Source organism: Clostridium chromiireducens, assembly GCF_002029255.1.
GTDB lineage: Bacteria > Bacillota > Clostridia > Clostridiales > Clostridiaceae > Clostridium > Clostridium chromiireducens.
In genome coordinates, this window is sequence record NZ_MZGT01000065.1 from 1 (window position 1) to 20,545 (window position 20,545).

Annotated in this window: 15 protein-coding genes and 1 riboswitch; of the genes, 13 read left to right on the forward strand and 2 right to left on the reverse strand. The window is 29.7% G+C overall.

Going from position 1 to position 20,545, the window contains the following annotated elements; translation table 11 throughout:
- Window positions 1-220: 220 nt before the first annotated feature.
- Window positions 221-850 carry a hypothetical protein gene (locus CLCHR_RS18960; protein ID WP_079441480.1) on the reverse strand — a complete coding sequence of 210 codons (630 nt, stop codon included), beginning with the start codon at window positions 848-850 and terminating at the stop codon, window positions 221-223.
- Window positions 851-1,241: 391 nt separating this feature from the next.
- On the opposite strand from CLCHR_RS18960, the gene CLCHR_RS18965 reads away from it, so the two are divergent.
- The 4 genes from CLCHR_RS18965 (at window position 1,242) to CLCHR_RS18980 (ending at window position 7,279) form a co-directional block, all read left to right on the forward strand.
- Window positions 1,242-3,350 carry a cell division protein FtsA gene (locus CLCHR_RS18965; protein ID WP_079441481.1) on the forward strand — a complete coding sequence of 703 codons (2,109 nt, stop codon included), beginning with the start codon at window positions 1,242-1,244 and terminating at the stop codon, window positions 3,348-3,350.
- 61 nt (window positions 3,351-3,411) lie between these two features.
- On the forward strand, window positions 3,412-4,593 hold the full coding sequence (locus CLCHR_RS18970) for a M20 metallopeptidase family protein (RefSeq protein WP_079441482.1): 1,182 nt from the start codon (window positions 3,412-3,414) through the stop codon (window positions 4,591-4,593).
- A 91-nt stretch (window positions 4,594-4,684) separates the two neighbouring features.
- Window positions 4,685-5,659 (forward strand): pseudouridine synthase, encoded by a 975-nt coding sequence (locus tag CLCHR_RS18975; protein ID WP_079441483.1) that lies wholly within the window; start codon window positions 4,685-4,687, stop codon window positions 5,657-5,659.
- A 9-nt stretch (window positions 5,660-5,668) separates the two neighbouring features.
- The gene (locus CLCHR_RS18980; protein ID WP_079441484.1) at window positions 5,669-7,279 is read left to right on the forward strand and encodes a putative polysaccharide biosynthesis protein; all 1,611 of its coding nucleotides are present in this window, start codon (window positions 5,669-5,671) and stop codon (window positions 7,277-7,279) included.
- Window positions 7,280-7,378: 99 nt separating this feature from the next.
- Here the strand turns inward: CLCHR_RS18980 and spoVB are convergent, their stop codons facing one another.
- Window positions 7,379-8,878, reverse strand: a complete 1,500-nt coding sequence (gene spoVB / locus CLCHR_RS18985; protein ID WP_079441485.1) for a stage V sporulation protein B — start codon at window positions 8,876-8,878, stop codon at window positions 7,379-7,381.
- A 172-nt stretch (window positions 8,879-9,050) separates the two neighbouring features.
- Here spoVB and CLCHR_RS18990 point away from each other — a divergent pair, with 172 nt between their 5' ends.
- The 9 genes from CLCHR_RS18990 to CLCHR_RS19030 all read left to right on the forward strand — a co-directional run bounded on the left by CLCHR_RS18990 (window position 9,051) and on the right by CLCHR_RS19030 (window position 20,517).
- Window positions 9,051-9,881 (forward strand): methyl-accepting chemotaxis protein, encoded by an 831-nt coding sequence (locus CLCHR_RS18990; RefSeq protein ID WP_079441486.1) that lies wholly within the window; start codon window positions 9,051-9,053, stop codon window positions 9,879-9,881.
- Between the two features lie 378 nt (window positions 9,882-10,259).
- On the forward strand, window positions 10,260-11,558 hold the full coding sequence (locus tag CLCHR_RS18995) for a PQQ-dependent sugar dehydrogenase family protein (protein ID WP_079441487.1): 1,299 nt from the start codon (window positions 10,260-10,262) through the stop codon (window positions 11,556-11,558).
- A 135-nt stretch (window positions 11,559-11,693) separates the two neighbouring features.
- The gene (locus tag CLCHR_RS19000) at window positions 11,694-12,248 is read left to right on the forward strand and encodes a hypothetical protein (RefSeq protein WP_079441488.1); all 555 of its coding nucleotides are present in this window, start codon (window positions 11,694-11,696) and stop codon (window positions 12,246-12,248) included.
- Complete coding sequence (locus tag CLCHR_RS19005) at window positions 12,223-13,887, forward strand: B12-binding domain-containing radical SAM protein (RefSeq protein WP_079441489.1); 1,665 nt, start codon at window positions 12,223-12,225, stop codon at window positions 13,885-13,887. The genes CLCHR_RS19000 and CLCHR_RS19005 overlap by 26 nt, the downstream gene beginning before the upstream one ends.
- A 112-nt stretch (window positions 13,888-13,999) precedes the next feature.
- Complete coding sequence (locus tag CLCHR_RS19010) at window positions 14,000-15,022, forward strand: DUF1646 family protein (RefSeq protein WP_079441490.1); 1,023 nt, start codon at window positions 14,000-14,002, stop codon at window positions 15,020-15,022.
- Window positions 15,023-15,190: 168 nt separating this feature from the next.
- Complete coding sequence (locus CLCHR_RS19015) at window positions 15,191-16,144, forward strand: MraY family glycosyltransferase (protein ID WP_079441491.1); 954 nt, start codon at window positions 15,191-15,193, stop codon at window positions 16,142-16,144.
- 128 nt (window positions 16,145-16,272) lie between these two features.
- Window positions 16,273-16,383: riboswitch (SAM riboswitch) on the forward strand.
- A 98-nt stretch (window positions 16,384-16,481) separates the two neighbouring features.
- Window positions 16,482-17,165: a vitamin B12 dependent-methionine synthase activation domain-containing protein gene (locus tag CLCHR_RS19020; RefSeq protein WP_079441492.1), complete on the forward strand. Its 684-nt coding sequence runs from the start codon at window positions 16,482-16,484 to the stop codon at window positions 17,163-17,165.
- Entirely contained in the window at window positions 17,155-19,566 is a 2,412-nt protein-coding gene (locus CLCHR_RS19025; protein ID WP_079441493.1) for a homocysteine S-methyltransferase family protein, read from the forward strand. The genes CLCHR_RS19020 and CLCHR_RS19025 overlap by 11 nt, the downstream gene beginning before the upstream one ends.
- 495 nt (window positions 19,567-20,061) lie before the next feature.
- Window positions 20,062-20,517 (forward strand): 8-oxo-dGTP diphosphatase, encoded by a 456-nt coding sequence (locus CLCHR_RS19030; protein WP_079441494.1) that lies wholly within the window; start codon window positions 20,062-20,064, stop codon window positions 20,515-20,517.
- The last annotated feature ends 28 nt before the right edge of the window (window positions 20,518-20,545 follow it).

Consider the following 20,545-nt stretch of genomic DNA (forward strand, 5'->3'; position numbering starts at 1 on the left):
GTTATAAGTATTTCTAAATAAGGGTAAAATAATAATGCTTTAACTACTTTACAAATATTATTATACCTCTTATTTATGACAAAAGTGTTACAGAATTATAAACATTAAATAAATATTAGTAAAAAAGAGAAAAATATTAAAGCCGAAATAAAAATTATAAGCTAGGGAATAATATCTCTAGCTTCAGATTTTATAATGCTTAATGTATAAATGATTGTATTTATTTACCTTTTATAAAAAGGAATAAATCATATTTTTTTATAAGTATATAATATGAAATTGCGGCTACTATGAAAGTGATTAGTAGAATAAGCAAGCTATATGTTAATGGAATAACCATAGTTAATATTCCTACTTGAGATTTTAAATAAGACATCAACATAAAAGGTATGAATATAAGCACTAAAACTAAAAGTGAACGAAGCTTAGGATCATACTCTTTTTTACGGCGTAAAACCATGCTTGCTGTAAAGTAACCAATAAAAATTAATGAACAAATTACTATTGTATTTACTGCTACTACTTTTCCAACAACAACGTCTAATAAAGAGAAAAAAAACATTAATAGTGAGTAAATAAATACTCCCTCAATCATTTGCTGCACTACCGAAACCCCTTTGTTATACTCATAGATAAGATTATTGCAGAACTTATTTAAATCTTTATTGCATTCTAATTTTTTTGTTGGCACTTTTTGTTTCTGAGCTGTAATCACGATATCAAAAACTTGTCTTTCTACGTTTCTTGATAGTAAAAGACTAAAATTATGATGCATTAAACACGATTTTATTGATTTATAAGTCTCAAGATATGTGTTTTTTAATAAAGATACATCAGGTCTATTTTGCATATTATCCACCTCTTAGTTTTAACTTTGACTAATTTTACATTATTTCTTATAAAACATATAGTAGTTAAATTTTACATAGTATATCGATATCATTTTACCAGAGTAAAGATGATAAGTAAACAAGCTGAATTGACACAAAATGTCTAAACAAATGTTTTAAATCATTGTGTGAAATTAGCTTATAATATATAATTTATAGTATATTTAGGTAAAAGAAAGATATTTAAGTAAAATTTTTGGGGTGGATTTAATCCACCAATTTAAATTTAGTTGGACTGATGTCTTAAAGAGTTATCCAATCTAAAGAGATGGCGTTTTTAGTTTGAATCTAGAGATGAGATGTTTGAACAGCTAAACGTCCGATAAATAAAGCAATAAAGGTTGTGTTTATATGGAATTAAAGAGATTTAATCAAAAGGATATTATTTTTGCATTAGATATTGGAACAAGATCAATTATAGGAACAGTAGGGGTTATAAAAGACAAAAAGTTTCAAGTAGTATGTGAAAAGTACATAGAACATGAAGAAAGAGCAATGATTGATGGTCAGATCCATGATATAACATTAGTTGCATCTGTTGTTCAAAAAGTTAAAAATCATCTTGAAGAAGAGCTTCAAATTCAATTAAGTGAAGTATCCATTGCAGCGGCAGGGAGATTTCTAAGAACGATTGATGTAAAAGCTGATATTGAACTTAATGAAGATGAAGAAGTTAACAAGGAAATAGTAAGAAGCCTTGAATTAAGTGCTGTTAAAAAGGCTGAAGATGAAATATCAGCAACGACTGAAGGTAAACTATATTGTGTTGGTTATTCAGTTAAAAATTATTATTTAAATGGATTCCTAATCTCAAATCTAATAGGTCATAAAGGAGAAAATATCGGAGCAGAAGTTATTGCTACGTTTTTACCAAGGTCTGTAATTGATTCTCTCTATGCAGTAATGAATAGAGTTAATTTAAAAGTTGTAAATTTAACATTGGAACCAATAGCAGCAATGGAGGCAGCCATACCCAAAAATCTTAGATTATTAAATATTGCATTGGTAGATATTGGAGCAGGAACATCAGATATAGCTATAAGTTCCAAAGAAAGTATATCAGCATATGGAATGGTTCCGATGGCAGGAGATGAAATTACAGAAACGATTGTTCAGGAATATTTAGTTGATTTTAATACTGCTGAAAATATAAAGCGATCAATAGTAGAAGAAAAGGAAGTAACATATATAGATGTTTTAGGGATGGAAAACACATTGCTATCAGAAAATGTGTTTAAATTAATTAACTCAATTGTTACTAAAACTGCTGAAGAGATATCTAAAAAGATTTTAGAATTAAATGGAGGGAAAGCTCCTAGTGCTGTATTCTTAGTTGGCGGTGGTGCTCATACGCCAGGTATTTTAGAGGCAATATCAGAGAAATTAAATTTACCGCCTCAGAGGATCGCAATTAAAGATAGGCAGGCAGTAATAGAATGTATTTCAGATAACAAGCTGGGTTCAGCAGGGGTTACGGTTCTGGGAATAGCTCTATCTGCATTAAGAAGTTTAGGAAATGATTTTATTGATGTAATTTTAAACAATGATCCTATTAGTTTGTTCAATTCGCATAAACATACTATAATGGATGTATTGCTTCAAGCAGGGATAAATCCATCATTACTTATAAGTAAGAATGGAAAGAGTATTAGATTCAATTATAATGGGTGTAAAAGGATAGTCTTTGGAGAATACGGAACTAATGCAAAGATTACAATTAATGGAGAAGATGCTACACTTGAAACTGAAGTAAAAGCAAATGATAATATAGTCCTAGAATATGCGCAAAATGGTAAAGATGCAGCACCGAAACTATCTGAACATATTAGAAATATATACTCAATTTCTATCTATCTAAATGAAGAAATTAAGAATATAGAACCTATAATTATTGTTAATGAAAAAATAGAGAGTCTAAATTATAAAATTAGTAACGGTGATGAAGTAAATGTATTTTTGCCATCTAAGATAAGTGATTTTAAAAAATATGTTTTAGAAGAAGAGGTTGATTTGTATATGAATAATAGTATTCTAGAAGATAATTATAAACTCTCAGAAGGTGATCGCATTATAAAAAAAGTTGGTTCCACAGAATCAATTAAAGTTCCTAAGGACATAACAGAAGAAAAAGATTACTTAAATGATATATATCAAACTAATAATGATCAAAATATGGTAGCAATCAATGTAGAAGAACCGGAAAATTTTGAAGAGAACAAACAAAATGAAGTTGCAATAGCTAAAGAGTATGTTAATAGCATAACGGTAAATATAAATGGAAACAATATATTATTAAAAGGAAAATCTGAATACATTATTGTTGATATATTTGATTATATTGATTTTGATTTAACTGTTCCGAAAGGTATAATAAACTTAATTTTAAATGGAGAGAAAGCTGCATATACAGCTAAAATAAATGATGGAGATATAATCAAAATTTTTTGGAGTGATAATTAAATCATTGCAATTAATTTTAGTAGTTTAATATAAATTAATTAAAATTGGAGGAACCAATAGAGTGATAGATTTTAAAAAAGAGGCTGATCTAATAAAAGAGGAACTTATTCAAATAAGGAGAGATCTACATGAACATCCTGAACTTGGCTTCGAGGAAGTAAGAACATCTAAGGTCATTAAAGATTTCTTGACATCTAATAATATTCCATATATTGAAGTGGCAAAAACAGGAGTATGTGGGATAATAAAAGGAACAAAAGAAGGTAATAATAAAACTATAGCTTTAAGAGGAGATATAGATGGTCTTCCTATTAAAGATATGAAAGCTTGTGAGTTTAAATCTAAAATAGATGGTAGGATGCATGCATGTGGTCATGATGCACATACAACAATACTTATGGGAGCAGGAAAGTTATTAAACGATAATAAAGATAAATTTTCTGGGACGGTAAAGTTATTGTTTGAACCAGCAGAGGAAACTACAGGTGGAGCTACTCCCATGATAAATGAAGGGATTCTAGAAAATCCTAGGGTTGATTGCATTTTAGGACTTCATGTAGATGAAGAAACAGAATGTGGGACTATTAAGATAAAAAAAGGTGTTGTTAATGCAGCTTCAAATCCATTTAGCATAAAAATAACAGGTCAAGGAGGCCATGGTGCATCACCCCATACAACTGTTGACCCTATAGTTATTGCAAGTCATATTGTAGTAGCGCTTCAAACAATAGTAAGTAGAGAAATAGCTCCTGTAAATCCAATAGTTATAACAGTTGGGACACTGCATGCAGGAACAGCTCAAAATATTATTCCAGGAGAAGCGACTTTAAGTGGAATGATTAGAACAATGACTAAGGAGGATAGGGCATTTGCTACTCAAAGGTTGAGTGAAATCGTAAATGGAATTGCAGCGATGTCAAGGGCTAAAGCTGAAATTAAGATAGAAGAAAGTTATCCTTGTCTTTATAATAGTGATGAATTTGTAGATATAATTAGTGACAGTGCAAGCGAAATTATAGGTAAAGAAAATGTCTTAGAACAAAAGGCTCCTAAAATGGGAGTTGAAAGTTTTGCTTATTTTGCTAATGAAAGGCCAAGTGCGTTTTATTTCTTGGGTTCTGGGAATAAAGAAAAGAAAACTACAGAGCCAGCACACAGCAATTTGTTTGATATTGATGAAGATTGTCTTTCAATTGGAGTTTCTATTCAGGCGTTGGCAGCATTTAATTATTTAACAAAGTAGTCGTATTTTAGGATGTTGTTATAATTTAAATTGACAATATCCTAAAAAAACTACATAATGCTAAGGGTAATAAAATTAGGAGTGATTGTATTTGAAGATAGAAATAGGTCCAAATGAAGCAGGTCAAAGATTAGATAAATTTTTAAGAAAGTTATTAAAAGATGTACCATTGAGTGCTATTTTTAAGGCACTTAGAAAAAAAGATATAAGAGTTAATGATGCAAAGCAAAACGAAAAGTATTTCTTACAAGTAGGCGATGTAGTAGAGATTAGATACATACAAAGTAAAAAGGAAGATAAAACCGAAAAGTTTATTAAAGTTAATGCAAAAGGAATTAAAATTGCATATGAAGATGACAATATGTTAGTACTTGAAAAATGGCCAGATGTATTGGTTCATTCAGACACTAAGGATAGCACTGAGCCAACCCTTACTGATTATGTACTTTCATACTTAAACGATAAAGGAGCTTATGTGCCAGAAAATGAATTGACGTTTACCCCAGCAGCGTGTAATAGGTTAGACAGAAATACAGCTGGTATAGTTGTATTTGGAAAATCATTTGATGGATTGAAATGCATAAATGAAGCTATAAGAGAAGATGAAATAAAAAAATATTATTATACTTTAGCAAAAGGAAAAATAAGAGATGGGCTTTATGAAGCGTACATACTAAAGAATCCTGAAACAAATGTATCGAAGATTTATGATACTGAAGTTAAGAATTCTAAAAAGATATCAATGGAGATAAGTACGGTGGAAACAAATGGTGCTTATTCACTTATAGACATTAACTTAATTACTGGAAGAAGCCATCAAATTAGAGCGCATTTAGCGCATTTAGGAAATCCTATAATTGGAGATAATAAATATGGAGATAAGAGATTAAATTCATTTTTTGAAAATAAGTATGGTCTAAATTATCAATATTTATATGCTTATAAATTAAATTTTAGAAAAATAAATGGTAAGCTTGAGTATTTAAAAAATAAGACTATTGCAGTTGCACTACCTCCAATGTTAAAAAAAATAAAGCAAGATGTGTTTAAGTTTTCACTTAGATAGGGGGTAATTATGGAAGAGAAATCAGCCGGTAATAGAGGCTTTTTAATTCTTTCAATAGCAGGACTTTTAACCAAAGTAATATCAGTATTTTATATACCTCTCCTTCAGAGAATAATTGGGCTTGATGGATATGGGATATACCAAAATTGTTACGAGGTATTTTTATTTGTATACGCAGTTACGAATTTAGGTACTCAACCAGCTATAGCAAAAGTAGTTGCAGAACTTATAGCTTTAGAAAAACCTAATGATGCTATAAGAGCACTTAAAATATCAAGAACACTTTTAGCTTTAGCTGGTGCAATATTATCAATTTTATTAATGTTATTTGCATTTCCTATCGGTAGAATGATAGGAAATCCAGCAGCATCTTATGGGATTTTAATGCTTGCTCCCAGTATATTTGTTACATCGCTTTTATCATCCTATAGAGGATATTTTCAGGGGAGAAATAGTATGACTGCTATAGCTCTATCTCAAGTCCTTGAACAAGTTATAAATATTGTAATTAGTTTGACATGTGCTTATTTCTTAGTGAAAATAAGTGTTGAATATGGTAGTGCAGGAGGAACAATTGGTACTTCAGTAGGTGCACTGGTTGCATGTCTTTATATGGTGTATATTTATGGGCAAAATAAATTTGAAGAAAATTCTATAGTAGCTCAACAAAACAGTAAAAGAGTAAGGACAAAACATATAATTAAAAAATTAATTAAATATGGATTACCAATTACTTTAAGTTCAGGTCTTCAGAATTTTGGGAGTTTAGTAGATATGGTAAATGTAAATAGTAGATTGGCATTTGCTGGATTTAGTTTACAAGAAGCTCAAGTGCTTTATGGAGTTCTGGGAAGATATAAAACCTTACTATCTGTACCACTTATCATTGTAACAGCTCTTGGGACAACCGTTTTGCCGGCGGTGGCGGCAGCTACGGCTTTAAAAGATAAAAAGGAAATAAGAAGAAAAACAACTTTTGCTTTTAGAATAACACTAATAATAACTGTCCCAGCGGCAGTGGGTCTTTCGTGTTTAGGGCAAGAAGTTTTTGAACTTCTATACGGGACAGATCAAGGATTTGAATTGATGGTAATGGGTTCAGTTGTATTAATTCTAATGTCTGTGGTACAAATACAAACAGTTATACTCCAAAGTATGAATAAATTATATTTTGTACTTGGTACCTTTAGTATAGGGATTATTGCAAAGATAATAGCTAATTACATATTAGTTGGAATGCCAGAGATTAATATTTTAGGTGTAGTAGCTGGAAATTTTTTGTGGTTTGTAATACCAATGCTCTTGAACCAAAGAGCACTAAAAAGAGCATTAAGAGTGAGAATATCGATATTAAGAAATGCAATAAAACCACTCATAGCATCAGCAGTTATGGCCGTAGTAATATTAGCTATAAAAACACCATCATTACTACTTATAGAAATAGCAAATGGAAATACGCTGTTAAAGGGAATAATAACGCTTATACTTATTTCAATAGGCGGTTTTGTATACCTATACTTGCTAGTTCTATTAGGTGGAATTAAAAAAAGTGATATAGATAGCATATCATCTAGAATATTTAATTATTTACCTCGTTTTATAAGGAAAAACTTAAAGTGATATCCATGGTGGTATGAAAAAATTATAATAACGTACAAATATAAATTGGGTACATATCTATACGATAGACATGTATCCAATTTTTTTGATGATGATTATTTAGGTTTCATTTTCTCCAAAAGTTCCGAGATATGCAAATATTGAGAACACGAGTCCCATTATAACGAAGTTATTAATAATTAGAGAATTAGTATGCATATGCTTTGAAAATGTATTAACAACTAAAAATGTTAAAAAGCCGAGTAAAGCATATATAATTATATTTGATTTGTTTAAACCAAGATCAATATGTTTATTTACTTCATACATATTAAGTATAAAACCAATTGTACATGCTATAAGCATAGTTAGGCTATATCCAAATATATTAATGGAATGAACTGCAGTAAATATGTATAAACATATTAGCTCGATTATAGCTTCAATTAGCGAATTTCTAAGAATAATGCTTTGTCTATTAAGCCCGTTTAAAACTCCGAACATTGTTACAGCAGGAAAAAATATTGGTGCAGTAAGCGAGGCAAATCTAATATACTGACCTAAATCATTTCTACCGTAGAACATTTCACCTAAAGAGTTAGGAATTATATTGCATATTATTGTTGTTGCAATGCCAAGCAAAAATGCAATTTTAAGTATCTTTTTTATTCTAACTGATACCTCATATTGCTTCCCCAAGGCTAAGGATTGCGATAAGTCTGGAATTAACAGTGTATTAATTGTGGAAACCACAATTAAAGGAATTGTTATTATACTAAGGGCCATACCTGTATACTTGCCTATCATGCTTAATGCATCTGGATAGGTAAATCCTGCAACTAGTAAGCGCCTTGGAACAATTAATGTGGCAAGTGTTCCAAGAATATTTGTTAAAAAGCCATTTAATAAAAGTGGAATAGAAATTATTACTGCATCAAAAAGTAGCTGAAACCTGCTCTCAGGCACTTCGTGAGAAATTGGCATTCTATTTATAGAGTATTTATAATAAATATAGAGAAAAAGCAAACTCTGAAATTCACCTATACACAATGCAACTGTAGCCATAGTTACCATTCCTTCTAAAGTATGAGCATTAGTTAGAAAGATAAGTAAGCTCACGGTTAAAATTCTCATAGCTTTTTCACAAATATCAATTATAGCAGGTATTGCTATTTTTGAAGTTCCGTAAAAATATCCTTTAAGGATATTAGAAATTGCGATACACACCATAGCTGGACAAATAACCTTTATAGCATTTATTGTCCGAATATCATTAACACCATATTTTCCTATTAATGGGGCGCAAAAGAATACAATAAGCCCTATTAGGAATGCCCATGATATATTAAATAGGGAAACAGCCCTAATAGTTTTAACTATATTATTGTGTTCACCTTTTTGAGCATAAACAGCTGTTATTTTTGAAATGGAAGCGACTATTCCAGCTGTCATAAGACATATAAATAAATTGTAAATCGGCATAACCAAATTATAAAGTCCCATTCCCTCGGGACCTAAGATCTTAGAGAGATATATCGAGAATATAAATCCAAGTATACCAGTAGTCACATTTGATGATACCAGTAAAAAGGAATTTTTGAAAAAATTATCTTTATCCAATGTTAACTCACTCCTTATAAACCACTATAAATTCATATTCAAAATAAACTATAAATATGAATTTATAAAAATACTAATCATTAAGAAAATTCTATAAAATATGACAACTGCTTTAAAAGAAGTTGGAAAAAGGATATAATTATACAAACAGGAATATTTAGGGGTGAAGATAATGAATAAAATTTCAGAAAAAGAAGAGATAAATTTCTTTTATAACACAATTCCATTTATAGAAATACTACTTGATGGAGAGGTATCTGTGGCGTTAGCAGATACTAAAAAATATTTGTATACTAAGTATTGTAAAGATCTAGTTTTGAATGCAAAGGAAGGAGATCCAATACCTGATGGCGGTGCTGTAGTTGAGGCACTTAGAACAGGAAATAATATAATAAAAATTGTGCCAGAAAATATTTATGGAACTGAATTTAAGTCGTTTGCATTTCCAATAAAGGAAGGAAGCGATGTAATTGGAGTATTTGTTGCAGCAAAGAGTTTAGCTAAGAAAAATTCAGTAACTAGTATTACAAAAAATTTAACAGAGTCTCTTTCACAGATTTCAATAGGGATTAATGAGGTATCTAAGGGGGTACAAGAATTAGCCACCATGAATGAGCAATTATTAGTGGAAACAAAAGAGGCTAATGAAAGAGCAAAAAATACTGATGACATACTAACATTTATTCAAGGAATTTCATCACAAACAAATCTTCTTGGATTAAATGCAGCAATTGAAGCAGCAAGAGCTGGTGAATCAGGAAAAGGATTTAGTGTTGTTGCGCAAGAGATCAGAAAATTATCAAATTCTTCTAATGAATCCATTAAAAAGATTGATTCAGTTATAAAACATATTTCATCATCAATAAACAGCATAAATAACAATTTAACTAAGTCCAATGATGTTTCTCAAAACCAATCAGCGGCATTAGAAGAAATTGCAGCATCTATTTCAGAATTAAATGTTACAGCTAAAAAATTAGAAGATTTGGCTAACCAATTATAATTGAACTCATACATACCTAATTAAAAAACATGAATTTATTTAAATCCTTTTTTGATAGAATTATTAAAATTTTTTAAAAGCATTAAATGTGCAGTTGTAACTATTTTAACTTGTATAAGATACTGAAGCTTGTTCAAGTTAAAATAAAGCAATCTTACAATTAATGCTTTTATTAGTTTATTTTTAAATATAATTTCGGTAAGTTATCTCATAAGTCTAAGTCATAGTTTGTTTATCTATATAAATAAGATTTTAAAATAGAGGTCTTATTTTAGTAACTTTACAATATAAATTAAATATGAATATTATATTTTAATACATAAGTCTTAGTGAGAAAATATATTTAATATTACATTAGAGCAGTAAGGGGAGAGTGAAGTGAGAAGATTCCTAAAGTTTTTAATTGTTTCAGTTATAATAGTTGTAGTAGCATTTGGCGTATATAAATTTTCTAATCAATATAGAATGAATACATTAAAAAATAATATTAGTTGGAGTGTTGCTTATAAAAATTGTAAAAATGCTGTAGCCTTTGATAGAGCAGAGAATAAGGATACGTATTTGGCCTATGATAATTATATTAAGGTTATAAAGGAAGATGGAAGAGAAGAAACTTTACTGCAAGATAAGTCATTAAAAATAGAAAATATAGTTTATTATAATAATAAATTGTACTTTATTTCTAAATCAACCTTATATGGATATGACCTAGCTAATAAAGAGTTAAAACAGATTTTAGATAAAATACCAGCTGAAGGTAAATATTTAGACAGAAATTTAATTATTAAAGATTCAAAGCTTCTATTAGCAATTGGAAGTGCTACAAATTCTGGTATAGCTTCTGACGATGGATCTTACCCAATAAATAAAATTCCATACGATAAAAGCTCTATAGATATAACTTTAAATGGATTTAATTATGGAGATAAGAAAACAGGAGCGTTTATGCCATACGGAAACTCTAGTCAGGAGGGACAAAGGATAAAAGCTCAGGACTTAGGTAATTCATGCATTATCGAAATAAACTTAAATACTAATAAGAGAACATTGTATGCAACAGGAATAAGGAATATTACTGGGTGGGATTTAGACAGTGAAGGATCCTTGATTGGAATTGTTGGCGGGATGGAGAATATTGGGGAAAGACCTATAAATAGAGATTTTGATTATCTATATGAAATAGATAAAGGAAAATGGTATGGATGGCCAGATTTTAGTGGAGGAGATCCTATAACTTCTCCAAGATTTAAAGGGGATAGGATAGTATCTAATATAATATACAACCCTCCTAATAAAACTGTTGCGGCGCCTATTCACCAATACTCTGATGCAGGAATAATAAAATATCTGGCTATAGATAAAGAGGGGAATGTTTTAGGAAAGAATACAAAAGTATATTTTGATAAAAAAGGAAATGTTATATCCGAAATAAGCACCGATAATGTTGTATCTGATTTGTTAAAACTAAAAGATACAAGTCAGATAAAAGGGATAAAATATTCAGAAGGATATATCTATATATTAGATAGTGGTATAGGTTGTATATACAAGTTACAATCAGAAGATTTGGATTTGAAATTTAACTTGCCAAATTCAGTTTGGATATTCATTTGTGGATTTCTTTTCACACTAACTTGCATAGTTATTTATAAATTTCACTCTAAAAAAAATAAATAGAAATAACAAACTGCCTTAAGAGAATTTATCTTTTAAGGCAGTTTTAGGTGTGAGAAATTAAATTTAATATTTAAATTATGTAAATAAATGGTAGAATATAATTGTAAGTATATAGGTTTGGAGGAATAGTTAGTTATGGGAAAGACATTGGTAATAGATTTAGAGGATATTGTTTTGCAAGGAGATATATTGGATGTTGGAGAAAAAAACTTAGGCATTATATATAATATTTCTAAAGAAGCACAGGATGAATTATCATTGGACTATGTATGCAATGATACAAAGATTGAATTAATAAGTAGAGAATATGATGCATGTACATTTTTCTTTGATTTAAACAAGATATGGACTAGTTTAGAAAAGGAAAAAATAATCAAGGAAATAAGTTCTTATTTAAAAGAAAATGGTGAAATATTCGTTTGGGACATAAATAAGGAAAGGGGGAAAGTATTTAACAATAAAATAAAGGTTATATTACCTAATAGGAAAATAAAGGAATTTACTTTTAGAAATTTAAATGTACTTTTAAGTTCAAATATTGAAGAAATAAAAAAAATTCTTGAAAAATACTTTGAAATAGAAGAAACTAAAGCATGGGAAGATGTTTTTTTCATTAAAGGGAAAAAATTAACGACAAAAGTTAAAGTAGAGGAGAAAGTTGAATATGAAAGTGTTAATCACAGCAGTTGACTCTAAATTCATTCACAGTAATTTAGCTGTTAGGTATTTAAAAAGTTTTACAGGGGACATTGATTATGAAAGCAAAATAAAGGAATTCACTATAAATGATAGAGAAGGCCGAATACTAGAAGAGATAATGAAAGAAAAACCAGATGTTGTAGCATTTTCAACCTATATTTGGAATGTTGAATTAATTTCAAGGGTAGCGAATTTGATAAAAAGAGTAGATTCTAACATAGAAATTCTTTATGGTGGTCCAGAAGTTTCCTTTGATTCAAGAAATTTTCTTCAAAATAATGTAGGGGAATATGTTATAGAAGGGGAAGGAGAAAAAACATATAGAGATTTTATATTATATAAATTAGGAAAGCTACAGTTAGAAAATATAAAAGGACTTCATTACAAAAAGGATAATATAGTTTATTCAAATGAAAAGCGTCCACTTATGTCAATGGATGAAATAGCATTTCCATATGAAGAAGAAGAAGATTTAAGCAATAAAATTGTATATTATGAGGCTTCAAGAGGATGCCCATTCAGTTGTCGTTACTGCCTTTCATCTACAAGCCATGGAGTTAGATTTTTAGATATTGATAGAGTATTAAAAGATTTAATGTATTTCATAAATAAAAAAGTCAGATTAGTTAAATTTGTTGATCGTACATTTAACTGCAATTCTAAATTTGCTATGGCAATATGGGACTTTTTAATAAAACAAGATACAAATACTCAATTTCATTTTGAAATATCAGCTGACATATTGAAGCCTCAAGAAATAGAACTTTTATCAAAGGCTCCAAAAGGGAGATTTAGATTTGAAGTTGGGGTGCAAACAACTAATGATGAGGTTTTAAGAAATATAAATAGATTTGTTAATTTTAATGATATAAAAGAAAAAGTTTTAGAAATTGAAGCATTAAGAAATATAGACCAGCATTTAGATTTAATAGCAGGACTTCCAGGAGAAGATTATGAATCTTTCAAAAAGTCTTTTAATGATATGTATGAAATAAAACCTGAAGAAATACAACTTGGTTTCTTAAAGTTATTAAAAGGATCTTCTATGAGAGAAGATGCAGATAAATATGGAATGGAATATTCACCATACCCTCCATATGAAATTTTAAAAACGGATAAACTTTCTTATGAAGAACTATTAAAGCTTAAGAAAGTAGAAGAAATGGTTGATAAGTATTACAATTCTCAAAAGTTTAAGCTTATAATTAAGTATTTTGAAGATAAATTTGAGAAACCTTTTGATTTTTATTATAGCTTAGGCATGTTTTTTGAAAAACAAGGATACTTTAGCAAAAATATAGGAAATGCAGAATATTACAAATTATTTCTAGATTTTAATGAAATGATACTAAAAGAAAGCAATAAGTACTTAAAAGAAATAATTAGATTTAATTATCTAATATACAATAAAAGAAGAGGATTACCTGAGTTTTTAAGAAGTGATATGTTAAAGGAAGAAGAGAAAAGTATTAAAGAGGAACTAAGAGAAGAATATTCGTTTAAAGAATATCAATTAGAAAAATTCAATATGGACATAGAAAGATATATTTCAAATAATGAAATATTAGATAAAAATTCATATTATATTTTTAATGATAATTCTAAATATATATATTTAGAAAATAAATAGGATGGAATCTAATTAAAGCAATAATTGAAGTGGGGATTTTAAATAATAACTTTATTATTGCTTTGAGGACTTATTTTAACCTATCATATGACAAAGGAAGGGAGGAATAATAATGTTGTACATATTAATCTCACTTTTAGTAATAACTTTCGTATTTCCTATTATATCGAAGACGGTAGAAGAAAACCTTGAACCATTTCTATTTATTATAGGGATTCTGGCATCTATTACTTCTGGTGTTCTAAATAAAGAACTTTTTTTAAATATTTTTAAAAATGAATTTATGTATATCATCGTATTAGCTGTACTATTAGGTGGGTTATTATTTAAAGTGTTAACTGATCATGTGAACGCAGTACTAACCAATATATTAAAATATATTCCACTAAAGTTTTTTGTATATTTATTAATTGTAGTTTTGGGGCTTTTATCCAGCATTATAACTGCAATTATAGCATCTCTTCTACTTGTTGAGATAATAAGTATGCTTCCGATTAGTAGAAAAAATAAAATAAACATAAATATAATTTCATGCTTTTCAATTGGGCTTGGAGCAGTATTAACACCAATAGGTGAGCCTTTAGCTACAATTGTTGTTTCAAGGCTTGATGAAAGCTTTTGGTTTCTTTTCAATGAGTTTGGTATTTATATTATTCCAGGCATCTTGATTCTTGGAATTTTTGGAATGATATTTGCAAAAGAGGAGAGGATTCAAGAAGAGAAAGAAGAAGAAATTATTATCCAAGAAACAAATAGAACTATAGTAATAAGAGCACTTAAAATTTTCTTATTTATTATAGCATTAGATTTACTAGGGGAAGGATTTAAACCAGTTATTGATACATATATAATATCTCTCGATACCCGTTATCTATATTGGGTTAATATATGCTCAGCAATTCTAGATAATGCAACATTGGCTGCAGCTGAGATAAGTGTTAAAATGTCAAAATTACAAATTGAAGCAGTATTAATGGGATTACTTATTAGTGGTGGAATGATGATTCCGGGGAATATTCCTAATATTATTTCAGCTGGTAAATTGAAAATTAAAAGTAGCGAATGGATTAGGTTAGGTGTTCCATTAGGATTTTTCATTATGATAATTTACTTTGTAATTTTATTTGTCAGATAGATACATAAATAAATAATAGAGGTTAAATATTTTAAGAGATGGCAGCAACATTAATAATTTTGTAATTGATATAACATATCATTAATAGTATAATCTAATAGGAAGTAAGCCATTATGGAATACTTGGGGATAATTTACTTCTAAAGACTTAACTAAGGAGTAGGAAAGATGGATTATATATTAGCGATGGTAGTTTCGCTTTCAATTGCACTGATTATCATGCCATTTCTTATGAAACTAGCTAACAAATTACATTTTACAGATAAACCAAATAAAAGAAAGCAACATAAAGCTCCAACACCATTGTGTGGAGGGATAGCTTTATATATTGGTTTTTTTATATCATATTTTATATTTTATAAAGATGATGATATGAAAAAACAATTAGCAATTTTTGTTGCAGCAACAATGATAGTATTAATTGGACTAATAGACGATTGGTATAAGTCAAAAGGAAAAGAATTTGCGATATTTCCAAGGTTGGTTATCCAATTGTTATCAGCGATACTTGTATTTAAAGCAGGAATTTTTTTTAGAGGGTTTACAAATCCTTTTACAAATTCTTATATAGAATTGAATTCAACAATACAATTTATACTTACAATAACATGGATATTTGGAGTTACCACTGTAATCAATTGGTCTGATGGAATGGATGGATTAGCAGGAGGTTTGTCATTAATTTCTGCGATAACATTTTTTCTAGCAGCACTTATACTTGATCAAGGTAAATCAGCATTATTATCTATAATATTGGGTGGAACAATTTTAGGATTCCTATACTACAATAAGTTTCCAGCAAAAGTATTCATGGGTGATTCAGGAGCAAATTTTTTGGGATTTATTCTAAGTATTACTGCGTTAGACGGTGCGTTTAAACAAGCTACAGTTATGAGTTTATTTATACCAATATTAGCTTTGGCTGTTCCAATATTTGATAATTTATTTGTTATATTTAAAAGATTTTCGGAAGGTAAACCGGTGTATCAGGCAGATAGAAGTCAAATACATTTTAGGTTGGAAGAAAAAGGTTTTACAACTGTACAAGTTATAAATTATATCATGCTCATAAGTTTAACTTTTAGTATATTTTCTATAATTCTTTTATTAGTAAAACAATAAACCATGTAAGAAATAAAACAAATTATATATTGATCAAAATTAGAGCACTTGTTTATATTTTAATTTAGACTATGAAAAATAAAATCTTTACAAACTATATTTTATAATATATAATCACTAAATATAAGAACTTATCAAGAGTGGTGGAGGGACTGGCCCTGTGAAACCCAGCAACCGGTTTATTTTTTTGAAGTATACTTGGTGCTAAATCCAGCAGTGTAAGAACTGAAAGATAAGGTGTTTTAGGAAGTTTTAAGCCTAGAGGAATGCCTTTAGGCTTTTTTTTATAACTTTATGTAAGTACATATTTATATTTTAGCAATAAGGTGGTGAACAAATGGGGGCTTATGAACTACAGATAAACAGAGATGAAGTGCTAAGGTACCTGGGGTATAAAGGGCAAGATATAGATGAAAAGATGATTTCAATAATTGATGAATGCAGAGAAGAGATTAAAAAAATTATAAATCCTAGAGTTGTCTATAATTATAAAGATATACATCAGAATGATGAAGGTGTAGAGGTTATAACTACAAATTTAGTCTTAAAAGGCAAGGATATAAAAGAACATTTAAGCAATTCTAAGGTATGTGTATTAATGGCAGTAACCTTAGGAAATGAAGTAGAGAAAAAGACAAGATTATATGAAAAGATTGATCTAACGAGAGCACTTATATTAGATGCTTGTGCTACTACTGCGGTAGAAGAAGTTTGTGACATGGTTGAGAATGATGTTAAAGAAAAAGCTATATTGGAAGGTATGGATATAACTTTTAGGTATAGTCCAGGTTATGGTGATTTACCCTTAGATGTTCAAAATAGTTTTTTAAGAGCTTTGGATGCACAGAAAAAGATTGGACTTACCGTATCAGAAAATAATTTATTATTTCCTAGGAAATCTGTTACAGCTATAATAGGAATAGTAGAGAATGGAATAAAAAAGAAAAAAAAGAGCTGTGAAGAATGTAATAATTATCAAAATTGCAGTTTTAGAAGAGAGGGCGAAAATTGTGGGGCTTAAGGAATATATAAAAGATAATATATTAATATTTGATGGAGCAATGGGGACTATGCTTCAGAAAAAGGGATTAAAACTAGGTGAAAATCCTGAACTATTAAATATAAAAGAACCAGATATAATAGAAGAAATTCATAGGGAATATATAGAAAGTGGTGCAAATGTAATTACAACTAATACTTTTGGTGCTAATGAACTTAAGTTGAAGCTTTGTAATCTTGAAGTAGAGGTGGCTGTAGATGCTGCAGTAAAGATTGCACGAAAAGCAAAAGGAGATAGTAATACCTACATTGCTTTAGATATTGGACCAATTGGAGAACTTTTGGAACCAATGGGGACTTTGAGTTTTGATAGAGCATATGAAATTTTCAAACGTCAAGTGGTTCAAGGTGCTAAATCGGGTGTTGATATAGTTCTAATTGAGACGATGACCGATTTATATGAGCTTAAGGCTGCAATACTTGCAGCAAAAGAAAACTCAGACTTACCTGTATTTTGTACAATGACCTTTGAAGAGAATTTAAGAACATTTACAGGATGTTCTCCAGAAGCCATGGTACTTGTACTAGAAGGATTAGGGGTAGATGCACTAGGAGTAAACTGCTCATTAGGGCCAAAGCAATTGAAACCTGTTATAGAGGAAATATGTAATTTGGCACATATTCCAGTTATGGTTCAGCCTAATGCAGGACTTCCAACGCTATCAATAGGAAATGAAACTAAATATGATGTTACAAAAGAAGAATTTGCAGACACATTATGCAGCTTTATTGACTCGGGGGTCAGAGTTATTGGAGGATGTTGTGGAACAACTCCAGATTATATAAAGGAATTGAACTTAAGAGTAAAAGACAAAAAACTTACAGCTGTAGAAAGAAGTTATTATTCAGCAGTATGTACGCCTTCAAAAGTTGTGAGAATAGATGGTGTTAGAATAATAGGTGAACGAATTAATCCAACTGGTAAAAAGATATTTAAAGAGGCACTAAAAAATGGAGATTTTGATTATATATTAAACCAAGCTGTTTCTCAAATTGAGGCGGGGGCACATATTTTAGATGTAAATGTTGGATTACCTGAAATTGATGAACCTACTATGATGCATAGGGTTATAAAAGAAATTCAAGGAATAATGGATACACCACTTCAAATAGATTCTTCAGATCATAAAGCTATAGAAACGGGACTTAGATATTATAATGGGAAGCCTATCTTAAATTCTGTAAATGGTGAAGATGAAGTCTTAGATAGAATACTACCTCTAGTAAAAAAATATGGAGCTAGTGTTGTCGGTTTGACTTTAGATGAGAGAGGAATTCCAGCAAAGGCTGAAGAAAGATTTGAAATTGCTAAAAAAATAATTGATAGAGCAGCGCATTATGGAATTAGGAAAGAAGATGTATTTATAGATTGTTTAGTATTAACTGTTTCTGCACAACAGAAAGAAGTTCAGGAAACATTGAAGGCTGTGAGAATGGTTAAAGAAAACTTGGGCGCAAAAACAGTACTGGGAGTTTCTAATATATCTTTTGGTCTTCCAAATAGGGAATTAATTAATGAAACTTTCTTAGCATTAGCTCTCGCAAATGGATTGGATTTACCTATAATTAATCCAAATGTAAGTGGAATGACTAGAGTCATTGATTCTTATAATGTACTATACAATTATGATAAAGGAGCCGAAGTATATATTAATAACTATGCTAATGTTGAAGTATCAACAGCAGTTACTGCTAAAGGTGATGGAGCAGGAAAAAATACTTCAAGTAATAATGTAAATGTAGAACATGATTTAAAATACATTGTTATCAAAGGGTTGAAAGAAGAAGCGAAACAAGCTACAATAGAACTCTTAAAAGTCAAAAAAGAGCTTGAAATAGTGAATGAATATTTAATTCCAGCTTTAGATGAAGTAGGAAACAAGTATGAAAAGGGAGAACTTTTCTTGCCGCAATTAATTCAAGCTGCTGAAACCGTAAAAAACTCTTTTAGTATTTTAAAGGCTGAAATAGTAAAGAGTAATGCTAAATCTATCTCAAAAGGCAAAATAATAGTAGCTACAGTAAAAGGTGACATTCATGATATAGGAAAGAATATAGTAAAAGTAATATTAGAAAACTATGGCTATGAAATGATAGATTTAGGTAAAGATGTACCTGTAAAAACTGTTGTAGAAGAAGCTAAAAAGCATAATGTTTCTTTAATAGGATTAAGTGCCCTTATGACAACAACTCTTAGGAGCATGGAAGAAACAATTAAGGCCTTGAGAGAAGACGGATATGATGGGAAGATATTCGTTGGTGGAGCAGTAGTAACAAAAGATACTGCTGAAAGAATAGGAGCTGATTTCTACGCAAAAGATGCAAAAGAATCAGTAGAAATAGCAAAAGAAGTATTAGGTTAATACTTAGAAAAACAAGTAAAGATCAAATTTGATATATGAACAATCGAAAGAGAGTAAACTCTGTTGTTTCGGTTGCTATATAATATATTCGTGGATTTCTAGCAACAGAAGTTGCACCATTGCTGCATGTTCCCAAGGCAAGCGCTTACTGAGAAAGTTCGAATAACGAAATATAAAATTTCGATTCTTACTTTTGTGACATGCAGCAATGGAACAACTTCTATTGAAGAAATACCTACGAATATATTCTAAATGCAACACTGCACAAAAGAGTTTACTCTCTTTCTGGTGTTATATTTATTTAAAGTATGCCTCATTTTTCAAAATGTGTTTCTCCAAATAATAAGAGGACGCCAATGGGGCGTAAATATACAATATTCATGCATTAAGATATGTTATAATGATTGTAGAAAAATATGGGTGAACTAATCCAGTTAGCTTCTTGAATGAGTGTAAGAGTTTAGAGGGTTATAAATTGTGGGGTGGAGTAGGATAATGTCAAATGTAGAATTAACAAATATGTGTATGATTTATGATAGAACTAATAACAGGGTTTTAGTTCAGGAGAGGGTTAAGTCTTGGAAAGGCATTGCTTTTCCGGGAGGACACGTTGAGGATGGAGAAAGTATAGTAGAATCAACTATTAGAGAGATAAAGGAAGAGACCGGGTTAACTATATCTGAATTAGAGCCATGTGGAATTATTTATAGATTTAATGACCAAACGGGTGATAAATATTTCGTATTCAATTATAGAACTGAAACATTTAGTGGAGAACTTTTAGAAGAAACTGATGAGGGCAGGGTGTTTTGGATTAATAGGGAGGAGTTGCTGGAACTAAAACTCTCAGATGGCTTTAAAGAAAGATTACCAATGTTTTTTGATAGGAAGTTTTCTGAGGGATTTGGAACTTGGAATGAGCATAACATAAGTGAATTAAAATTTAGATAAAGAATTTACATATGAAAATATATAGAAA